At 37.8% G+C, this 19,663-nt stretch carries 13 protein-coding genes; 11 read left to right on the top strand and 2 right to left on the bottom strand.

What is annotated here, in order from left to right; all coding sequences use genetic code 11:
- Window positions 1-89: 89 nt before the first annotated feature.
- The gene (locus tag A5844_RS01050; protein WP_086283222.1) at window positions 90-578 is read left to right on the top strand and encodes a hypothetical protein; all 489 of its coding nucleotides are present in this window, start codon (window positions 90-92) and stop codon (window positions 576-578) included.
- A gap of 327 nt (window positions 579-905) precedes the next feature.
- On the opposite strand, the gene A5844_RS01045 is transcribed toward A5844_RS01050, so the two are convergent.
- Window positions 906-1,505: a nitroreductase family protein gene (locus A5844_RS01045; protein ID WP_086283221.1), complete on the bottom strand. Its 600-nt coding sequence runs from the start codon at window positions 1,503-1,505 to the stop codon at window positions 906-908.
- Between the two features lie 379 nt (window positions 1,506-1,884).
- Between A5844_RS01045 and A5844_RS01040 the strand changes: the two genes are divergently transcribed.
- The 6 genes from A5844_RS01040 (at window position 1,885) to pheT (ending at window position 14,980) form a co-directional block, all read left to right on the top strand.
- Window positions 1,885-3,348: a peptide MFS transporter gene (locus tag A5844_RS01040; protein ID WP_086283220.1), complete on the top strand. Its 1,464-nt coding sequence runs from the start codon at window positions 1,885-1,887 to the stop codon at window positions 3,346-3,348.
- Window positions 3,349-3,559: 211 nt separating this feature from the next.
- A complete protein-coding gene (locus A5844_RS01035) occupies window positions 3,560-7,090 on the top strand; it encodes a PD-(D/E)XK nuclease family protein (RefSeq protein WP_086283219.1) in 3,531 nt (1,176 codons plus the stop codon).
- Window positions 7,087-10,803 (top strand): helicase-exonuclease AddAB subunit AddA, encoded by a 3,717-nt coding sequence (gene addA, locus A5844_RS01030; RefSeq protein ID WP_086283218.1) that lies wholly within the window; start codon window positions 7,087-7,089, stop codon window positions 10,801-10,803. Before A5844_RS01035 ends, addA begins: the two co-directional genes overlap by 4 nt.
- 63 nt (window positions 10,804-10,866) lie before the next feature.
- On the top strand, window positions 10,867-11,208 hold the full coding sequence (locus A5844_RS01025; RefSeq protein WP_086283217.1) for a winged helix-turn-helix transcriptional regulator: 342 nt from the start codon (window positions 10,867-10,869) through the stop codon (window positions 11,206-11,208).
- 301 nt (window positions 11,209-11,509) lie between these two features.
- Window positions 11,510-12,553, top strand: coding sequence for a phenylalanine--tRNA ligase subunit alpha (gene pheS / locus A5844_RS01020; protein WP_086283216.1), 1,044 nt, complete (start codon window positions 11,510-11,512; stop codon window positions 12,551-12,553).
- A 6-nt stretch (window positions 12,554-12,559) separates the two neighbouring features.
- Window positions 12,560-14,980, top strand: a complete 2,421-nt coding sequence (pheT, locus tag A5844_RS01015) for a phenylalanine--tRNA ligase subunit beta (protein WP_086283215.1) — start codon at window positions 12,560-12,562, stop codon at window positions 14,978-14,980.
- Window positions 14,981-15,425: 445 nt separating this feature from the next.
- On the opposite strand, the gene trpS is transcribed toward pheT, so the two are convergent.
- Window positions 15,426-16,436 carry a tryptophan--tRNA ligase gene (gene trpS, locus A5844_RS01005; RefSeq protein ID WP_086283213.1) on the bottom strand — a complete coding sequence of 337 codons (1,011 nt, stop codon included), beginning with the start codon at window positions 16,434-16,436 and terminating at the stop codon, window positions 15,426-15,428.
- Between the two features lie 254 nt (window positions 16,437-16,690).
- Here trpS and A5844_RS01000 point away from each other — a divergent pair, with 254 nt between their 5' ends.
- The 4 genes from A5844_RS01000 to A5844_RS00985 are packed head-to-tail and all read left to right on the top strand — an operon-like array spanning window position 16,691 to window position 19,588.
- The gene (locus A5844_RS01000) at window positions 16,691-17,428 is read left to right on the top strand and encodes an amino acid ABC transporter ATP-binding protein (protein ID WP_086283212.1); all 738 of its coding nucleotides are present in this window, start codon (window positions 16,691-16,693) and stop codon (window positions 17,426-17,428) included.
- A 13-nt stretch (window positions 17,429-17,441) separates the two neighbouring features.
- On the top strand, window positions 17,442-18,257 hold the full coding sequence (locus tag A5844_RS00995; RefSeq protein WP_086283211.1) for a transporter substrate-binding domain-containing protein: 816 nt from the start codon (window positions 17,442-17,444) through the stop codon (window positions 18,255-18,257).
- A gap of 12 nt (window positions 18,258-18,269) precedes the next feature.
- A complete protein-coding gene (locus A5844_RS00990; RefSeq protein WP_086283210.1) occupies window positions 18,270-18,917 on the top strand; it encodes an amino acid ABC transporter permease in 648 nt (215 codons plus the stop codon).
- Between the two features lie 14 nt (window positions 18,918-18,931).
- Window positions 18,932-19,588: an amino acid ABC transporter permease gene (locus A5844_RS00985; protein WP_086283209.1), complete on the top strand. Its 657-nt coding sequence runs from the start codon at window positions 18,932-18,934 to the stop codon at window positions 19,586-19,588.
- Window positions 19,589-19,663 lie beyond the last annotated feature (75 nt).

Raw genomic sequence — 19,663 nt, 5'->3', positions numbered from 1 at the left:
CTCATAGATGCTGCAAGTCCTTTTTATAATATATAGAACAATGTATTCTTTTTCTAAGAGTTCAAAAAACAAAGGTGTGAATCAATGATATGGTATCATTTTTAACTATTTTACTTTTTTTATTTGTTATTATCATGTGTCTGTTTCTCTGGCTTGTTCGCAAAGAAATCGTGTATAAGGCAGTTCGAAACCGTTGGGTCTATTTAGTTGTTCCTTTTATTGCCATATTAGTTTTCTGGTTTACTTTAATGAACCAGCCAACAATCGATGACTTGGCAAAAGGTTTATTAGCTTCGGTTATTCTGTTGAGCTTTTTGCTAGATAGTCGGGGTCTGACCGAAGAAGGTCTCGTATTGAACAGTTTTGATCGAAGAAATGTCCCTTATTCTGAGATCACTAAAATTGTATTATACCAGCCGAAAGATTCTAAGGAAATTAAGATGAATTTTTTTCGCAATGGATGGCGAGGGCCTATGTTGAAATTTTCTGTATCAATGGAAGAACTGATCTCATTTTTAGCGCAGCATTTAAATGATGAAGCAGAAATCGATATTATGATTGACCAAGGGGACGAATAAACAGTTGTTGATTTGCCTTATCGTATAGCTACACATGAATTAAGACGAGAAGAGACAGTATCAAGAAGACACATCTACTTTTGATGGATTTTATCAAAGGAAGATGTGTTTTATGTGTTATCGGCTTGTTTCATACCTTTTTGATTTTTATATTTTACGATTATAACCATAAATTAAATGTCCATTTCTACTGTAGAATAGGGTATACTAAAAATTAATATCTTCAAAAAATAAGCCAAAAAATCGAGAAAATAGAAAAAACTATTTTCGGATTCTTTGGCTGTTTTATTTTGTTGAACAAATAGGTTCAATCACAAGATTGATGGATTATTCACCAAATACGCGGAAACGATCTTCGTCATTCATGTATTCTTTTTCTAAAGCGGGTGATTCAGGAGAACCGAAAACTAATTGTGAACGTAGTTTCCAATTTGTAGGAATGTCCCATTCTTTAGCAACTGCTTCATCAATGACTGGATTGTAATGTTGAAGATTAGCTCCAAGGCCTTTTTCTGTTAGAGCTACCCAGGTATTAGCTGTGGCAATTCCATTTGACTGTTCTGACCAGTCAGGGAAATTATCGGCATATAATGCAAATTGTTCTTGTAAACCTTTGACTACGTCTGTATCTTTGAAGAACAAGACAGTTCCGTAAGCTTTTTTAAAACTAGCTAATTTATTTTGTGTGTTAGGAAATGCTTCTGGTGGTGTTAAAGGGCGAAGAGCTTCTTCAGTTATTTCCCAAACTTTTTCATGAGCGTCACCGAAAAGGATTACGGCTCTTGTCGATTGTGCATTGAAAGCAGTAGGGCTTTCTTTAATAGCTTCTTGGATCAATGAAGTAAGTTCTTCGTTTGATAAAGTGACATTACGTCCTAAATCGTAGATGGAACGGCGTTTTTTTAAAGTATCAGTAAAAGTAATCATAGTATATTCTCCTTTGAGTCTGGTTTATTTTTTCCTTGATGACAAAATGAAGTATAACACCTTACAAAAAGTAAGTAAAACAAACTGCTCAGAAATATAGAAGAATTTTTTAGTTGGTTTACTTAGATAGAAAAGGATGAAAAGTAAAAAAATAAGAGAACGGATACAAGAGTGAAGGAGAAACTTTTCTAGTGTTAGAAAAAAATAGATAAAAACAATTATTAAAAATAACCTTTGTTTTTTCTTATTGTTTTATAATTAAAAACTTCTTGTTTTTATAGAAAATAAGTATATATTTTTTAGATAAGTTTTTTAGTTAAATTTTTCGGTAAATGTGTGTATTATTTTCTGAAAATTTAAAGAATTGGGGTAGGAAATTATGGAAAAACAAGACAAAGGCTTCTTTGGCCAGCCGAAGGGGTTGTCGACACTGTTCTTCACTGAGATGTGGGAACGATTCAGCTATTATGGGATGCGGGCATTACTTATTTATTATATGTACGATACCGTTGCTAACGGTGGTCTAGGGTTACCACGTGCGACTGCATTGTCTATCATGTCGATTTATGGTTCATTGATCTATATGTCTAGCATCGTCGGTGGTTGGTTTTCAGACCGAGTATTAGGTGCGAAACGGACGGTCTTCATTGGTGGTATCTTTATTATGATTGGGCATGTTGTGTTGGCATTGCCGTTTGGTGTCTCCACTTTATTTATTTCGATGGCTTTGATCATCATAGGAACTGCTTTTTTGAAACCCAATGTATCAGGGATGGTCGGTCATTTATATAGTAAGACAGATCTACGAAGAGATGCAGGATTTTCTATATTTTACATGGGTGTCAATCTAGGTGCATTGTTAGCACCGTTGATTGTCGGAACCATTGGACAAGAATATAACTACCATTTAGGTTTTTCATTAGCAGCTTTCGGGATGTTTTTTGGTCTTTTGCAATACGTGATCCAAGGTCGAAAAACATTGGATGGAGTTGGTACGACTGCACCTAATCCATTGACGAAAGAAGAGCGTAATGGTTTTATTCGTAATGTAGTGATCGGACTAGTAGTATTAGCGGTTATTTTTGGAGTGGCGCAACTAACTGGACATTTGTCAATTGATTTCTTTGTCAACGTTATCAGTGTATTAGGAATTATCTTGCCACTTTACTATTTTATCAAAATGTTATCGTCAAAAGATGTCACAGTCGAAGAAAAACCAAGAGTATGGGCATATATTCCTTTATTTTTAGCAGCCATTATTTTTTGGTCTCTACAAGAACAAGGATCATCGATTCTAGCACTGTTTGCGAGTGAAAGAACCCAATCGACTTTGTTTGGTATGACGATTCAACCAAGTTGGTATCAATCATTGAATCCAATCTTTATCTTTGCATTGACGCCTGTATTCGTCACTTTATGGACAAGACTTGGTAAACGTCAACCATCAACAGTTGTTAAATTTTCTTTAGGACTTCTATTTGCCGGTCTATCTTATTTATTGTTGATGCTTCCTGGAATGTTGTATGGAACTTCAGGGAAAGTCAGCCCACTTTGGTTGATTGGAAGTTTCTTTATCATCGTGATTGCTGAATTGTGTTTATCACCAGTTGGTTTATCGGTTACGACAAAACTTGCACCAAGAGCCTTTGAATCACAAACCATTGCGATCTGGTTCTTGGCAGATGCATCATCCCAAGCGATAAACGCACAAATTGCGCGTTTCTACACACCAGGTACCGAGTCAGCTTACTTTGGAATTATCGGAGTGGTGGCAATTGTTGGGGCAGTGATCCTATTTGCAATCAAAGAACCAATCAAAAAATTGATGGGATCGATCCATTAATAGGTGAGAACAATATTTGCTGAGAATATTTAGCAAGAGAGATTTTGCTCGAAATAAAATGAGAAATAATGCATAAGTATGAGAAACATGTCGGGGACGGTCTGAGACCATCCCTGACTTTTTTATTTTGAAAAAAATAGCAAAAAGAACAAATGTTCAGTGTTTTTTGTTATAATGTAGCATATGTAAAAGATCGAAAAGGAGGATAAACATGTCGCTACAATTTATCTTAGGGAACGGTCTCAAAGATCATCGTAAAGCTCTGACAGATCAAGCAACGGCTTGGCTAGAGCAGGATGAAAAAAATCAAGTGTTTTTCCTTGTACCTAACTATAATAAATTCGAGCAAGAACAAGAACTATTGGCAGAAATGCGTAAAAAAGGTGGGAAAAGTTCTTTTAGTACTACCAATATCCAGGTTTTTAGTTTCTATCGTTTAGCTTGGTACTTATTACAGCAAACGACTTTACTTTCTGGAAATGAACTTTCAGAATCAGGAACAGCCATGATATTGCGACAGATTTTAGAAAAAAATCGTGAAGAGTTAACGATTTTTCGAGGTGAAATCAGAAAAAAGGGATTTATCCGACAATTGCAAGAGTTATATGGGGAGTTGCAAACCGGCAATATTGCGCCGTCAGATCTTATTACAGCTATTTTGACAGATTCCCCGAAAGAAGAAGATCGGCAATTGAAAATGAAAGATCTTCAATTGATTTTTTCTGCTTTTGAAGAGGAATTGTTGCAACGGGCACTACAGTCTGAAGATGCTTTGTCGATCTTAGTAAAATATATGGCATCTCAAGATTATTCTCATATCAAGTTTTTAGTCAGTGGGTTTTCTAGGATCAATGCCCGCGAGTACCAGTTATTGCAACGAATGATGGAAAAGGGGCATTTGGTCGTTGATTTATTATTGGATCGTCCTTACCCGACAGAATTGCCTGATCCACTATCACTATTTTACACGTCTGGAAAGCTTTATTTGCAATTGATCCAAGCAGCAAGAGGATTGAACTTGCCAGTATTAGTGGATGAGTATGCACAAAATCAAGAAGTAAATCAAGAACTTCAGGCCTTGCAACGAATGTGGGAAGAAACATCCAGTCAACAACCGATCCATGCTAGGAAACTAGGCGAACAAGATAAGATTCGCCTTTGGGAGGCAGAAAACCCGACAGAAGAAATTCGCCAAGTGGCTGTAGAGATTCGCCGACTCGTTAGCGAAGGACAGTACCGTTACCGTGACATTCAAATTTTAACGAAAGATATGGGGCTTTATGGCAATATTCTTCAACCAATTTTTCGAGAAATGGCGATCCCATTTTATCTTGATGAGGATCAACTAATGGAAAATCATCCATTGATTGAGTGGATCAATAGTCTATTTTCTTTAGATCGTTATCAGTATCGGCTAAATGATATCATGCGTTTTTTTAAGACCGAACTAGTGATTCCTTCAACGAATGAACCACGGGACCTAAGTGAATGGGAAGAAGAAAGAAATCAGTTTCGAAAAGATCTTGATGTGACAGAAAATGTAGCTTTAGCTTACAATTATCAAGGAAATTATTGGTTACGCGAAAAGGATTGGCAGTTTGTATCCTACGACTTTGAAGCAGAGCAGCTGGAAGATGTCAAAGCATTAGAGATGCAGTCAAACAATGTCAGACGATTATTTCGTGAGACTGTTCCGACTTTTTTTAAAAAAATCAAGGATTGTCAAACAGGGCAAGAAGCTGCGACTGTGTTTTATCAGTTTTTGCTTACTAGTGGTGTCCAAAAACAATTACTATTTTGGCGTGATCAAGAGGTAGCTCGAGGCGCCTTAGCAGCAGCTAGAAACCATGAACAAACGTGGGGAGCATTGATGGATCTCCTTGATGAATATGCGTTGATTTATGGAGATACTCCGTTTGATTGGACGTTATTCCAAGAAATCATCACGAGTGGATTAGAAAATCTGAACTACGGGAAAATTCCGACTGCGATTGACCAAGTAAGAGTCAATCGTTTGGAACTCGTACGAGCAAATCAAGCGGCTGTCACATTTGCTATTGGGTTGAATGATCAAGTATTTCCTGATCGACAAGAAACTAGAGGCTTGTTATCTAGTGAAGAACGTGAAGCACTCAATAATGTCTTGTCTGATGATCAGTATTTAGTCGATCCAGCGAAGGAAAGCATGTCATTTGAGCCATTTCAAGCTTATTTGGTCTTCGTCTCTGGAAGGGAGCAATTGTATTTAAGTTATGCGCAAAGCTATGATACGAATACATTGAAAATATCTCCTTATTTAAGACGAGTTATTGAGTATCTAGGCGTTCCTATCGAACAAAAAGTACATTTACAGTTAAATAGTGAGCCAGACTGTTATGTGGGAACATATCGAAGCGGGATTGATACAATCAATCGAGTGTATCGTTTAGCGCAAGACGAAAAGCAACCTGTACCACTTTATTGGCAACAATTGAAAGAACTTGTCTTACGATCGGAATGGCGAAATTTTGCTTTATCGATTTTTGAAAGTCAAGAACATTTAAATCTCCCTGTTTCTTTACCAGAGGAGATGGCAGAGGCTCTTTATGGGAAAGAAATTTATACATCCATTTCACGTATGGAAAATTTTTATAACTGTGAATATAAATATTTTGTTCAATTTGGGCTGAAACTAAAAGAGCGGAATATTTATGGTTTGACACCGGCAGCAACCGGTGATTTTTATCATGAATCACTGGATCGCTTCTTTAAGTTACTCTTTTCGAATCAGCTATCATTAGTTGAAATGTCTGATCAGCAACGACAAGAGTTTACTGAAAGGGTCTTACAAGAAGTATTTGGTGAATTGCGCTTTGAGATATTAGATAGTTCTGCTCGGATGAATTACATTCGTTATCAATTAGGGCAAACGATCCAAAAAGTAGCGTGGGCTTTGCAAAAACAAAGTAAAAATACAGGTATGAAACCTTTGCAAACGGAAATACTTTTTGGCCAGATCGCAGGAGCTCAAGGAATTCCTGGCCTTGAAATTCCTTTGAACAAAGGTGGAAAACTTCATGTGCGAGGAAAAATCGATCGGATCGATGTCGCAAATGAGGAAGCAAACACATGGTTGAGTGTGGTAGATTATAAATCAAGTGGACGTTCTTTTGATGTAACGGAAGCTTATTACGGAATGGCGATGCAATTGCTGACATATCTTGATGTTGCGTTGATGGATGCGGTACGACTAACAGGAAAAGCTGCAGTTAAACCAGCTGGTTCTTACTATCTACATGTCCATAACCCTGTCCTGACAGATACGACGGAAGTTGAGAAAAGTACTTTGAAGAAATTCAGTTATGACGGTGTATTCGTTGATGATCCTGGACTTTTAGAAGTGCTTGACCACTCATTAGAAGCCAAAGAAAGTTCATTGATTTATCCAGTGAAGAAAAATGCCAAGGATGAACTTCAAAAAGGTAGCTATAGCAAAGAGAAGTTTTATACCGAAGAAGAACTACGCTTATTTATGGCACACAATCGTGAAAATATGCGTTTAGCTGGAGATACCATCACGTCTGGTGAAATCAAACTAAACCCAGCGTATAAAGATAAACAACGAATTGCTTGTGGTTACTGTCCATTCAGAAGTATTTGTACCTTTGACGTGATGTTGAAAGAAAACAATTATCATCGTTTAGAAAAATTAGATAAAGAAGAAGCATTGCGAAGAATACTGAAAAGGAGTGAAGAAGAGTGACATCAATTCCTTTAAAACCGGAAAATGAACGTTTTACCGATGAGCAGTGGCAAGCCATTTTTGATCAAGGAGATAATTTGCTGGTTTCTGCTTCTGCGGGATCGGGGAAAACTACAGTGTTGGTTCGCAGAGTGATTGAAAAATTAAAAATGGGCGTGAATATCGACGAGTTATTGATCGTGACCTTTACAGAATCAGCAGCGAAAGAAATGAAGGAACGGATTCAAGAAGCATTACAAGAAGCCCTTAATAGTGAAAGTGATCCGTTTTGGCAAAAGCATTTCACCAAACAATTGATTTTATTACCGACAGCTACGATCTCCACTCTCCACGCATTTTGTTTGTCAGTGATCCGAAAATATTACTACTTGATCGATATTGATCCAGTCTTTCGGATGCTTACGGATGAGACAGAGACAATCTTGATGAAAGAAGATGTCTGGGATGAATTAAGAGAAAATCTCTACGCTGAAAATCAAGAACCTTTCTTTCAATTGACCATGAATTTTTCAAATGATCGTTCAGATGATGGATTGACGAATCTCGTCTTTTCACTGTATGATTTTGCCCGAGCAAATCCTGATCCAATTGGTTGGTTAAAGAATTTACCTGAGGCGTATCGTTTAAAAGACGGACTCGCCGAGTCTGTGTTGTATCAAGAACAAATACGTCCATTTGTTGTGGCAGATCTTTTCCGATGTGTCCAATTGTATGAAGAGATGGTGGGATTATCTCAAGAAGAAGGACTTGAAAAGATGCTTGACCAAGTAGCCAGTGAACACCTACAAGTTCAACAAATCTATGAAGCTTTCTTACAAGATGATCTTTCGTCTGCTTATAGTCAGTTGGAGAATCTGACATTTACGACATTTAAGAGTAGTCGAAAAGCGGAGTTAAAAGAACGCTCAGCAGAAGTAAAAGTATTACGAGACCGAGCAAAAAAACTGATCCAACAAGTTGGAAAAAGTTATTTCCCAGTCTCGCCGCAAAAAATCGAAGAACTAAGCAAAAAAGCTTTGCCAATCGTTGAGAAGATGACAGAAGTCACTGAAGCTTTCATGGAAGGCTTCAGTGAGCGTAAACGTGAAAAAGGGGTCTTAGATTTCAATGACCTTGAACATTTAGCTTTACAGATCTTAACCAAACGTACAGACGAAGGCTTGCTTCCTAGTGAGGCATCAGATTATTACCGAAAAAAATTCAAAGAAGTGATGGTAGACGAATATCAAGATGTCAATCAATTACAAGAAGCTATTTTATATTGGGTGAGAGAACCAGATGAAACAAAAGGGAATTTGTTTATGGTTGGTGATGTGAAACAGTCGATCTATTCCTTCCGATTAGCTGATCCTAGCCTCTTTATCGGAAAGTATGAAGATTTTTCTGAAGAAAAAGGCGGTAGACGAATTGTTCTTGCAGAAAATTTCCGTTCAAGGCAAGAAGTTTTAGCTTTTACGAATTTGATTTTTGAACAATTGATGGATCCAGCAGTGGGACAAATTTCTTACGATGAAGCGGCAAAACTAGTCTTAGGTTTTCCAGATTTCCCTCAAAATGATCGATTCGAACCTGAAGTATTGATCTATGAGAAAGAGCAAGAACAATCAGAGTTTGAACTACCAGAAGATGAGTTGCTGGAGGACAAAACAGAAGGCGAGTTATTTATGACAGGCTTAAAGATCCGCCAACTGATCGATCAAAAGTTCATGATCTATGATAAAAAACAAAAAGAAGAACGCCCCGTGGAATATAAGGATATTGTCTTATTGACACCAACGAAAAAGAATAATCTGACGATCTTGGAAGTATTCAAGACATTCGATATTCCGTTAGAAATGAATGATGCGCAAAACTATTTTCAAGCAACTGAGATCCGTACCATGGTCTCACTATTGCAATTGATCGATAATCCTTATCAAGATATTCCATTAGCATCCGTGCTGCGTTCGCCTATCATCGGCTTGATCGAACCAGAGATGGCTCGTATTCGGTTAGCAGATCGGACGCATTCGTATTATGAAGCAGTTCTAGCCTATCAACAAGCCAATCAAGATGAACTAGCTGAAAAGCTGCTACATTTCAACGAACAATTGCAAAACTGGCGTGAATTAGCACGACGTTCGTCTATCACAGATCTTTTATGGGCAGTTTATTATCAAACAGGTTACTTAGAATATGTCGTAGGGCTTCCTGCTGGTATCCAAAGACAGGCAAACTTATACGCATTAGTGGATCGGGCAAAGGCTTATGAGCAAAGTTCCTTTAGGGGATTGTATCAATTTGTGCGTTTTATTGAAAAGATGCAAGAAAAAGATAAAGATTTGGCAGAACCAGTAGTTGCTTCCGAAGATAATGCAGTTCGTGTCATGACAATCCATGCAAGTAAAGGATTAGAATTCCCAATCGTCTTTTTATTAGACATGACCAAACAGTTCAACTTACAAGATTTAAAAAATCGCTATGCTTTTGAAGAAAAACTAGGAGCGGGGGTTCGCTACATGGAACCGAAAACTCGAGTATTGTATGATACATTACCTTATCAGGCAATCAAATTGGCCAAACAGAAGAAATTATTATCGGAAGAAATGCGAAAATTATATGTTGGATTGACAAGAGCAGAGCAAAAATTATTCATTGTCGGTTCCTATAAAAATAAAGAAGAAACACTGAAAACTTGGGCAGAGGCCAATGAACAAGAAGAACTCGTGTTAGATCCTACCATTCGTTTGAAAAGCAATGGTAGTTTGATGAACTGGATCGGTTATAGTTTGATTCGTCATCCCAAAATGAGTGAATACACTTCAGATAATCATACACTATCAAGATTACAAGATTCAGCTGGGTTCTCGATTACTTGGATGAATCAAGAAGAGTTGTTGAAACAGCGTCAATCATTGAGGGTAAATGATCAAAAGAGCGAAACAAAAGCAAATCAACGACCACTAGAAGAAAGATTGAAAGACAGGCTTGCTTATACTTATCCTTACGAAGCTTCTGCACAAACCACTAGTTATCAATCGGTTTCAGAGATCAAACGCTTGTTTGAAGATCCAGATGATTCAACAGATGCAAGACTTACATGGGAAAGTAGTGAAAAAAGAGCATTCGCACAACCTTTCCGTTACACACAACAACAATTAGCCGAGCCTCGATTTTTACAAAAAGACCGCCGAGTTTCTTCTGCCGCTGTCGGTACAGCTACCCATTTTCTTTTGCAGTTATTACCGTTAAAAGTACCAACAGAAGAAACCATTCGACAGGAACTAGCGAATTTGGTAGAAAAGCGGTTGGTGGATGAAAAGGTAGCAAAACAAGTAGATATCAATGGGATTTTGTGGTTCTTCGAAACAGAGTTGGGGCAATCTTTGATTAAGCATCCAGAAAAAGTAAAAAGAGAGCAACCATTTTCTATGTTGCTTTTGGCTAAAGATGTATTTGATCGATATCCAAATGTAGAAGATGAATTGTTAGTCCATGGTATTGTAGACGGCTACCTCGATTTTTCCGATCATGTACAGATCTATGATTTTAAGACAGATTTCATTTTACATCCTGATCAAGAAGAAGAAATCGAGAAAGTAGTCGATAAATATCGTGGTCAATTGAATCTTTATCAAAAGGCTATGACAGAAGCATTGGATAAACCAGTTAGAGATGTATTTTTAGTGCTGTTACATGCGAAAAAGATAATAAATCTTAATAATCCCTCATAAATGAGCAATCTTGACTTACACTTTGTAAGTAATATGCTATACTTTTGAAAAGAGGTGAGAAAAATGGAGCTTACACAGACGGAATTTACCCTGTGTCCCAAATTTGAAAAAACATTCTCAATTTTAGGTAAAAAGTGGAATGGGTTGATCATTGATGTTTTACTCGAAAATGGACCTCAACGCTTTGTTGATCTCTCAGCAAAGATCCCGATGGTCAGTGACCGCGTATTGGTGGAAAGACTAAAGGAATTGGAAAAGGAAGGGATCATCACTAGGAATTATTCTTGTAATGAATCTAGCCGTTCCGAGTACATGCTGACAAACAAAGGAGCAGATCTGCAAAAAGCGATCGTTCAGTTGCAAGTCTGGAGTGAAAAATGGGTAACGCCTGAAGAATGCAGTTGATTTTATAATTGAAATCTTGTAAACTAAATTTTAGTTGAATAAAATAAAGAATGTTGACGAAAAAGAGTAGTTTGGTTAAACCAGTTCAGGGAGATCTGTCAGAGACTGCAAGCAGATCCTGTGTTTGAAAAATGAAGTTCACTTTCCGAGTTCGTCTGGCTTCGACCAGACCGGCAATTGTCGTTAATAAAGTAAGTGTATGATGCTTTTGTATCATAAATTAGGATGGTAACGCGAAGACCTCGTTCCTTTATAAGGAATGAGGTCTTTTTTGTATTTGAATTTGAAGGAGGAGACAGGCATGTCTTTACAAGCACAATTGGAAAGCTTGAAAGAAGCAACGATCGTTAAAATCAAACAGGCTACGGATCTAAAAGAATTGAATCAGATCCGTGTGGAGACTTTAGGAAAAAAAGGACCTATTACAGAAGTCTTAAGAGGAATGAAAGACTTAAGTCCAGAAGAACGACCAAAAGTTGGTAGCTTTGCCAATGAAATCCGTGATTTATTAACAGTGAAAATCGAAGAAAGAAAACAACTTTTAGAAGAAGCAGCTATGAATGAGTCTCTAGCAAAAGAAACACTAGATGTTACTTTGCCAGGTCGCTCAGTAAAACAAGGAACACGGCACATATTGACACAAATCATGGAAGAAATCGAAGATATCTTTGTAGGAATGGGTTATCAAATCGTGGAAGGGTATGAAGTAGAATCTGACCACTATAATTTCGAACGCATGAATTTACCAAAAGATCATCCAGCAAGAGATATGCAAGATACTTTTTATATTTCAGATGATATTTTAATTCGTACGCATACTTCACCAGTACAAGCAAGAACGATGGAAAAGCATGACTTTTCAAAAGGTGCACTACGTATGATCTCACCTGGGAAAGTCTTTCGCCGAGATACCGATGATGCCACACATAGTCACCAATTCCATCAAATCGAAGGTTTAGTGATTGATCGGAATATCACGATGGGTGATTTAAAAGGAACATTAGAAGTTGTGATGAAAAAAATGTTTGGAGAAGAACGCCAAATCCGTTTACGTCCAAGTTATTTCCCATTTACTGAACCTTCTGTCGAAGTAGATGTCAGCTGTTTCAAATGTGGTGGTTCAGGCTGCAATGTATGCAAACATACAGGTTGGATCGAGATTTTAGGAGCCGGCATGGTTCATCCAAATGTATTGAAAATGTCTGGGATCGATCCAGAAGAATATTCAGGTTTCGCATTTGGACTTGGGCCAGATCGTGTCGCCATGTTACGCTATGGTGTAAATGATATCCGTAATTTCTATCAAAATGACTTGCGTTTCTTAAGTCAGTTCAAGGGGGAGTAAAGTAGGATGCTAGTTTCATATAAATGGTTAAATCAATATGTCGATCTATCGAATGTGACACCGCAAGAACTTGCGGATAAAATGTCTGTTACAGGAATTGAAGTAGAAGGAATCACCCAACCATCAGAGGGTCTGAAAAAAATTGTTGTTGGCGAAGTGAAAGAATGTATCCCACATCCTGATTCTGATCATTTATCGATCTGTCAAGTGGATATCGGAGAAGAAGAATTATCACAAATCGTTTGTGGTGCACCAAATGTGAAAGCTGGCATCAAAGTGATTGTTGCTTTGCCGAATTCACGGATTTCTGGGAATGTCAAAATCAAAAAAGGTAAAATGCGTGGGCAAGTATCCAATGGGATGATCTGTGCCTTGCAAGAAATTGGCTATTCAGACAGCGTGGTTCCTAAATCCTATGCAGAAGGTATTTACTATTTGCCACAAGATGCAGTAAATGGTGAACCAGTTTTTTCTTATTTAGATATGGACGATGCCATCATTGAATTATCGATCACACCCAATCGGGCAGATGCCTTATCTATGCGTGGTGTGGCTTATGAAGTAGGAGCGATCTATCGACAAACACCGACTTTTAATGATGAACAATTAGTTGAAGCCAATCTTCAAGCAAAAGATAAGATTAAAGTCACTGTAGAAGAACGAGAATTAGTTCCGGCTTATCAAATCCGTATCATTGAAGGTGTGAAGATCCAACCAAGTCCACAATGGTTACAAAATATTTTGATGAATGAAGGCATTCGACCAATCAATAATGTCGTTGATATCACGAATTATATCCTTCTTTTGTTTGGACAACCTTTACATGCCTTTGATTATGATAAATTAGGGTCTCAAGAAATCATTGTCCGCCAAGCCAAAGAAGCAGAAACAATTGTGACGTTAGATGGAGAAACACGTAATTTAACATCTGAAAACCTAGTCATCACGAATGGAAAAACACCAGTGGCTTTAGCGGGTGTTATGGGTGGATTAGATTCTGAAATTACCGAAATGACGACAACGGTTGCTTTAGAGTCTGCTATCTTTGATCCAGTTTCGATTCGCCGGACGGCTAAACAATTCAATTTACGAAGTGAATCTTCCGCTCGTTTTGAAAAAGGAATCAATCGAGCAACAGTCGGACAAGCGTGTGACGTAGCTGCCGCAATGATCGTCTCCTTAGCAGGCGGAGAAGTCCTTCAAGGAGCAGTCAAAGGGACAGAATACGTAGCAAAAGAGTCAGAAGTAAACATCACTTTAACTCGGATCAACCACTACCTAGGAACGGAACTAACAGTCCCAGAAGTGAGTGAAATCTTTGAAGCGCTTGGATTTGGTTATCAAGTAGAAGCAGAACGCTTTACAGTAGTGGTACCACCTAGAAGATGGGATATCCAAATTGAAGCAGATATCATTGAAGAAGTGGCTAGAATCTACGGCTATGACCGTTTACCTTCCACCCTACCAAATGGGGAAACAGTCGCTGGAAGTTTAACCAACGCACAAAAAACGACTCGTAAGATCCGTACTTTACTAGAAGATAGCGGATTGACAGAAGCAATCAGTTATGCCTTGACAACAGAGGAAAAATCTCGTCAATTCGTTTTGAAAGAAACGGCAGTTACTCGTTTAGATTGGCCAATGAGTGAAGATCGTTCCGTGTTACGTATGAATCTGATCAGCGGTCTATTGGACAATATCCAATACAATACCGCTCGTAAAAATACGGATGTGGCCTTTTATGAAGTTGGGAGGGTCTTCTATCAAGAAAATGACCCACTTGCTCAATTGCCCCAAGAAAGGACTCATGCTGCAGTAGCAATCACAGGAACATGGCAAGAAAAAAGTTGGCAAACTAAACCAGAAGTAGTTGACTTTTTCACGATCAAAGGGATTTTAGAAAACTTGTTCAATCAATTATCATTGACAGATGAAGTCAGCTACCAAGCGATTTCTAACGTAAAAGAATTACATCCTGGACGTACTGCGGGAATTTATTTAGGCGAAACTTTCATTGGATTTGTTGGGCAGGTTCATCCATTGACAGCTAAAGCCTATGATATTCCAGAAACCTATGTAGCCGAGTTTGATTTAGAGGCGATTGTTGAAGCGGCACAAAAAGGAATGACGTTCAAACCTGTAACGAAATTCCCAAGTGTTACACGTGACATTGCGATGTTAGTGGCAGAAGCGATCACCAATCAAGAAGTCATGACGGTGATTGAAAAAGCAGCAGGTAAATTTTTAACAGATTGTCAATTGTTTGATGTTTACCAAGGAGATAACATTGAAAAAGGCTACAAATCATTGGCTTATACGTTGACATTTGAAAATCCTGAAGCAACCTTGACGGATGAAGAAATCAACAAAGCAATGGCAAAAGTCGAAAAAGCTTTGACAGATACAGTGGATGCCAATATTCGTTAATAAATCTAAAAAAAGCTAGAAAATCTTTTTTAAACCGATCCTAAAAGTTAGATCTTTCGGTCTAAATTTTGAGGATCGGTTTATTTTATGATTTTCTAGTTTTTTACTCGGATACCTTTTTGTATCGTTCCTCTCATTAAGACTGAGCAATTATATCCTAATGATTAAAGATTTTTTTGTAGATTCAATTCCTGCGATTTATTTAACAAAGCCTAAAGTCATGAATAGGAAAAGAGCATGGAACAAAAGTATGATTTACTCTTGTTTCACGCTCTAAATACATATAAACGGCGAGAAGCAATTCCTTCGATAATAAGCTGAGATTCACAAAAATTTGAAAAGCAATTTTCATGAATTCTTTCTTGTTTCTCGGAGTTAACCACTTCTGTTCCAGCCATCCAATCATTTTCTTCGCCAACATTATTGGAAAAGAGCTTTTATATTTTTAGTTGAAGTAATTGATCCCCATGGCACTTTTGACTTCAGAAAGTGTGGCTGCAGCAACTTTCGCAGCTTCTTCACTTCCTTTACGTAAAATCTCCATGACTGCTTGTGGATCTTTCGCTAGTTCTTCACGGCGAGCACGGATCGGTCCAAATTTTTCTTCTAACACATCGATCAAATAGCGCTTGATCTTCACATCACCAAGTCCTCCACGACGATAGTGGGCTTTCATTTCTTCGATTGCTTCTTTGTCTTTGCCAAACACATCTAAGTAAGTAAAGACCATATTTCCTTCCACTTGACCAGGATCTTCTACATGGATATGGTTTGGATCAGTATACATACTCATCACTTTTTTCTTAAGGACATCAGCTGGATCAGAGATATAGATCCCATTTCCTAATGATTTACTCATCTTTCCATTGCCATCGATCCCAGGTAAGCGACCCATGCCTTTTGGTGGGAAGACGCCTTTAGGTTCAACTAATACCTCTCCATACGTATGGTTGAAACTTTGCACGATTTCTTGAGTTTGTTCTAACATCGGTTTTTGATCTTCACCAACAGGCACGAGATTGGCTTTGAATGCAGTAATATCAGCTGCTTGCGAAACTGGATAGATGAAGAAGCCAGTAGGAACGCTTTCGCCAAATTTCTTTTGTTCGATTTCTGTTTTTACGGTTGGATTTCTGCGGACACGACCGACGCTGACTAAGTTCAAATAGTACATCGTTAACTCAGCTAACTCAGGGATTTGGGATTGTATAAACAAGGTTGATTTGGTTGGATCTAAACCAACGGCTAAGTAATCCAAAGCCACTTCCAAGACGTTTGAAGATACTTTTTCCGGATTTTTTGCATTATCTGTTAGTGCTTGCATGTCAGCAATCATGATAAATAATTGATTGTTTTCATCTGCTTGCATTTCTACACGTTTTTTTAAAGAGCCGACATAATGGCCTAAGTGTAGCTTGCCAGTTGGACGATCTCCTGTTAATATGATATTTTTCAAAAAAAGAACACCTCTTTATAATTTGTAAGACTAAGTACTTCATATCTTACCGTTTTTTGAGAGAAGAAACAACTGTTCGTAAGTAAAATACTTGAAAAAAGGCGAAAAAAAGCGTAGTTTATTTTGAAGTGTTAAGAAAATAAATGACGTAAGTTTCCAAGAAACTTTACAAGGGGATCTGCTTTCGGATATAATGTGTTCTATTATATATCTTTAAAAGAAATCTTACTAAATAATAATGGGAGTGTAATGGTATGGCAATGATTAAATTCGATCACGTGGAAAAATACTACGGTAAATTCCATGCGTTAAAAAATATAAATCTCGAATTCGAAAAAGGAGAAGTTGTCGTTGTCATCGGTCCTTCTGGTTCAGGGAAAAGTACGATGCTTCGCTGTATCAATGGATTAGAAACGATCTCTTCAGGAAAACTATTGATCAATGATGTGGACATACGCGATAAGACGACGAAGCTGACGGAAATACGGAAAAATGTCGGCATGGTATTCCAACATTTTAATCTTTATCCTAATAAAACGGTATTAGAAAATATCACCTTAGCACCGATCAAAGTATTGAAACAAGATAAAGCAACTGCTGTCAAAAATGCAGAGAAATTCTTGAAGACTGTGAATATGTTGGACAAAAAAGATTCTTATCCTTCCATGTTATCAGGTGGACAACAACAGCGTGTAGCGATTGCTCGTGGATTAGCGATGAATCCTGAAATGCTGTTATTTGATGAGCCAACATCAGCGCTTGATCCAGAAATGATTGGCGATGTATTGGATGTTATGAAAAAGCTTGCCCTTGACGGCATGTCCATGATTGTCGTGACCCATGAGATGGGTTTTGCAAAAGAAGTAGCAGATCGGGTGATCTTTATGGCTGAAGGTCAAGTATTGGAAGATAGTCGCGATGTGAAAAACTTCTTTGAAAATCCTAAAGAAGAACGAGCAAAACAATTTATCAGCAAAGTGATCAATCATTGATAGGAGGAACAAGATGCGTAAAACAAAAATGATGCGTTTATTTTTTCTTTTTGGGCTTGTTTTTCTCGTATTGACTGGCTGCAAAGGAAATAGTTTAGCAGAAGAAGATATTTTAAAACGAAGTAAAGAGACGAATGAAATCATTTGGGGCGTAAAATATGATACTCGCCTATTCGGCATGATGGATATCGAAAGCCAAAGTGTCAAAGGCTTTGATATTGATATTGCAAAAGCAATCACTAAGAAAATCTTAGGAAAAGCTGGAAAAGCTGAGTTTGTTGAAGTGACATCAAAAACGCGGATTCCTTTACTTAAAAATGGGAATATCGATGCCATTATTGCTACGATGACGATTACCGATGAACGTAAAAAGCAAGTTGATTTTTCATCTGTTTATTTTGATGCCGGGCAATCGTTACTTGTGAAAAAAGGAAGTCCAATCAAAAGTATCAAAGATCTAAATGCGGATACAACGGTACTTGCGGTCAAAGGCTCAACTTCAGCGGCTAATATTAGAAAGCAAGCGCCGGATGCAAAGATCTTAGAATTAGAGAATTATGCAGAAGGGTTTACTGCGCTTCAGTCCGGTCAAGGGGATGCGATGACGACGGACAATGCCATCTTATTAGGGATGGCTGATGAAAACCCAGAGTATGAGCTGGCAGGGGGAACCTTTACTGAAGAACCTTATGGAATCGCCATCAACAAAGGACAAAAAAATTTTTTGAATGCTGTTAATAAAGCTTTGGAAGAAATGGTAGAAGACGGGACCTATAATAAAATTTATGAAAAATGGTTCCCAGATACCAACCAAGGAAAAATAGATTAAGGAGGGGAAAAAATGGGTGAACTGTTACAAACTTATGGACCAACTTTCCTTGATGGGTTTAAAGTGACGATTTATGCTAGTATTTTGGCTCTTTTCTTCAGCTTGGTGATTGGGACATTGATGGCTATATTCCAACTGTCTCATAACAGAATCATCAGTGGTCTTGCCAAAGCATATGTAGAGTTTTTTAGAAATATCCCACTATTGATTATCGTTATGTTTTTTTACGTAGTGATCCCTCTTTATTGGATCAGCTTTGATGGCTTTCAAGCAGGAACGATTGGTTTGACGATCTATACCTCTGCATTTATTGCGGAAACCGTCCGATCGGGGATCCAAACAGTTCCAAAAGGTCAAACAGAAGCAGGGCTGTCATCAGGATTTACGTATGCAGAAACGATGCGATACATTATTTTGCCACAAGCCTTTAAAATTGTTATTCCTCCATTAGGAAATCAATTCATCAATTTAGTCAAAAATTCTTCGATTCTAGCGATTGTTGCTGGACTAGATTTGATGTATCAGGGGGATTTGATTGCCAGTGAAACTTTCAACACTTTTGATACGTATATCATCGTTGGCTTATTTTACTTAGTGATTACATTACCATTGTCTTACTTAATGGTTTATCTTGAGAAAAAATGGGCGGTTCGTTCATAGAAAGGAGAAATTAGATGGATTTTAGTGGTGCTTTTTCATGGATGAATATCCGCTTTCTACTCGAAGGATTAAAAGTAACGGTCGAGGTTTCGTTATTTTCGATCATCTTTAGTTTTTTGATCGGTGGTTTAACAGGTGTGTTGCGTTTTGCAGATATCCCTTATCTCTCAAAAATACTTGGGTTTATTATTGATATTATTCGTAATCTTCCATTGTTACTGATCATCTTCTTTACCTATTTTGCTTTACCACAGATTGGCATCCAGATGAATATTTTTTGGTCGGCAGTAGCAGCATTGACGATCTTTGAATCAGCAATGCTATCGGAGATTTTTCGAGCAGGTTTAAATGCTGTACCTAAAGGACAAATGGAAGCTGGTCTTTCCACAGGTCTGACTTATGTGGAAACGATGCGGACGATCGTGTTGCCGCAAGCATTTAAATCAATGATTCCGGCGATTGTCAGCCAGCTGATTTCTTTGATCAAAGATACGTCATTAGCGGTCATTATCTCATTGCCAGAATTGACACACCAAGCACGGATCATTTATGGTCAAAATACAAATTATGTATTGCCGATGTTTGTCATGATGACATTAATGTACTTTGTGGTTTGCTATGCTTTATCCCTTCTTTCCGCAGCTTTGGAAAAACGGAAATATAGTTATTAAATAAAGGATTAGTTCATGATAAATGAACGCTTGATAACAATGATCAGAAAAGACAAGGTATCGAATGGCTCCATT

The organism is Candidatus Enterococcus wittei, assembly GCF_002140175.1.
Lineage (GTDB): Bacteria > Bacillota > Bacilli > Lactobacillales > Enterococcaceae > Enterococcus_B > Enterococcus_B wittei.
Note: the sequence above shows the minus strand (reverse complement) of the source record. Positions and strands in the feature narration are given on the sequence as shown.

What these genes read in the sequence shown, in the direction of transcription:
- A5844_RS01050 (WP_086283222.1), top strand. Translation starts at nt 90, where the DNA reads ATGGTATCATTTTTAACTATTTTACTTTTTTTATTTGTTATTATCATG.
- A5844_RS01045 (WP_086283221.1), bottom strand. Translation starts at nt 1,505, where the DNA reads ATGATTACTTTTACTGATACTTTAAAAAAACGCCGTTCCATCTACGAT.
- A5844_RS01040 (WP_086283220.1), top strand. Translation starts at nt 1,885, where the DNA reads ATGGAAAAACAAGACAAAGGCTTCTTTGGCCAGCCGAAGGGGTTGTCG.
- A5844_RS01035 (WP_086283219.1), top strand. Translation starts at nt 3,560, where the DNA reads ATGTCGCTACAATTTATCTTAGGGAACGGTCTCAAAGATCATCGTAAA.
- A5844_RS01025 (WP_086283217.1), top strand. Translation starts at nt 10,867, where the DNA reads ATGGAGCTTACACAGACGGAATTTACCCTGTGTCCCAAATTTGAAAAA.
- pheS (WP_086283216.1), top strand. Translation starts at nt 11,510, where the DNA reads ATGTCTTTACAAGCACAATTGGAAAGCTTGAAAGAAGCAACGATCGTT.
- pheT (WP_086283215.1), top strand. Translation starts at nt 12,560, where the DNA reads ATGCTAGTTTCATATAAATGGTTAAATCAATATGTCGATCTATCGAAT.
- A5844_RS01000 (WP_086283212.1), top strand. Translation starts at nt 16,691, where the DNA reads ATGGCAATGATTAAATTCGATCACGTGGAAAAATACTACGGTAAATTC.
- A5844_RS00995 (WP_086283211.1), top strand. Translation starts at nt 17,442, where the DNA reads ATGCGTAAAACAAAAATGATGCGTTTATTTTTTCTTTTTGGGCTTGTT.
- A5844_RS00990 (WP_086283210.1), top strand. Translation starts at nt 18,270, where the DNA reads ATGGGTGAACTGTTACAAACTTATGGACCAACTTTCCTTGATGGGTTT.
- A5844_RS00985 (WP_086283209.1), top strand. Translation starts at nt 18,932, where the DNA reads ATGGATTTTAGTGGTGCTTTTTCATGGATGAATATCCGCTTTCTACTC.